The organism is Streptococcus pluranimalium (genome assembly GCF_047785745.1).
In the GTDB taxonomy this organism is placed as follows: Bacteria; Bacillota; Bacilli; order Lactobacillales; family Streptococcaceae; genus Streptococcus; species Streptococcus pluranimalium_B.
The window spans coordinates 1-1,681 of the sequence record NZ_JBLOJT010000177.1; the positions used below are offsets into that span (position 1 = coordinate 1).

Below are 1,681 nucleotides of genomic sequence, written 5' to 3' on the forward strand. Positions count from 1 at the left end.
CCCGCGTTAGGAACTAACGCGGGTTTTTATTCTAGAAGAATTGTTTTCCGTTTACTATAAATGTTCGGATAGAAATCAAAATTAAAACCATAATGCCAATTAGGATTATCGCGGTAATGAACAAGGTGTAGGGCACGTCATGCACACCTTTTAGATATTGACTGAGGATACCAATAAAGGCCCAAATCACACCTAAAGTAAAGAGGGAATTTTTGCTTTTGTAGGTATATCCACCAGTAAAAAGAATGGCAATTAAGAGAATCCCCATCGTCCAAATACTGTCGCTAACCCCAAATCCATCCCAATTCATTTTCACTAATGTTGCGGAAATATTGACAAAAGTTGCAATCAAGACCCAAGACGTATAAAGTGAAAAAACTACTTTAGCAAGTATGTTCCCTGTATAGCCACGTAACTTTCGCAACAAAAGCATTAAACTAAACAATAAGCAAAAAATTAAGACCGTGGATACCGACAACCACTCATAGGAGAAACTCACAATCCATAGGGCATTAAATGCACAACTTGCGATAAATAAACGACCTGTTTTGTGAATGAGTTCTTGTTGGGCTTTTTTGCGTATTTGAGTAAAAGCATAGAGCACACTGATGGCAAGTAAGAGGTAAATAACTCCCCAAATACTGAAAGCATAGCCAGCAGGTGTAATCAGTGTAAAGTATTTATCTGAAATATCGGCTTGGCTCATATTATTAATTTTCCCACTACCGCCTAAATAATTGAAGAATAACATTACGAGAAAAGTAATGCTGTTAAATAAGATTTGGCGTAAGGTTGTTTGTCTGTTGATTGTCACAATATCTCCTCCCTTTGTTTCATTATAACGAAATGAAGCAAAGGAGGCGAATATAATCCCTTTACATATAAAATAGGAGATAGCTACAGGCTATCTCCTGGAATTGAAGTATTATTTTAGTGTTTCAAAAAGTGCACAGAAAAGATAAAAGACCTCCAGACGCCCTTGGATTTCTCCAAAAAGTCTCGATATTCCCTAAAAATACACCAAATTTTGACATCGGTATAAAATGTGATGTCCCTTCCATAATCAATTTATCTATTTCTTCATCATGAAGCATCATGTAATTTCGAACAATTACAGATCCAAAAGAATGCCCGTAAAGAGTCATAGGAATATCAGGATAAATTTCCTTAATATAACGCGTTATAGCATACTGGTCCGCCACAATATCATCTATACTACTGACATATCCACTTGGATTATTTGCATCAATTGAGTAACCATGTCCTCTATTATCTGATAAAATCACCGCATAGCCATGCTCAACTAAAAACTGGGTAAAGTCATAGTAATAATCTTTATATTCTCCAGCACCATGAACAATCTGTATAATTCCCTTAGGTTTATCTACCTTAAAAACTCTAAAAGCAATGTTTAACTCATCTACTGGACTCTCAATAATGCCGTCAATAGTATCTACCGTCTCTTGATAAATGTTTCGTCTAACGATCCCTCCCTGATCAAGCCAGCTTTCTTTAAGTTTAAGTTGCTGATGTTCCTGATAAACGGCATAAGCTTGAGGAACTAGACAAAACATTAAGAAAATGCCTAAGATACCTATCGCTACTTTTTGCCAACGTTTCTGACAAAGTAAATGATTCAAATATTTTTTCAATTAATCCAATTTCCTTTACTTTTATAATA

2 protein-coding genes are annotated in these 1,681 nt (G+C 35.4%); both read right to left on the reverse strand.

The window, feature by feature from the left end; all coding sequences use genetic code 11:
- Positions 1 to 31: 31 nt before the first annotated feature.
- Complete coding sequence (locus ACMZ6U_RS10275; RefSeq protein ID WP_416108325.1) at positions 32 to 814, reverse strand: hypothetical protein; 783 nt, start codon at positions 812 to 814, stop codon at positions 32 to 34.
- 124 nt (positions 815 to 938) lie between these two features.
- On the reverse strand, positions 939 to 1,652 hold the full coding sequence (locus tag ACMZ6U_RS10280) for an alpha/beta hydrolase (protein WP_416108326.1): 714 nt from the start codon (positions 1,650 to 1,652) through the stop codon (positions 939 to 941).
- Positions 1,653 to 1,681: the final 29 nt, after the last annotated feature.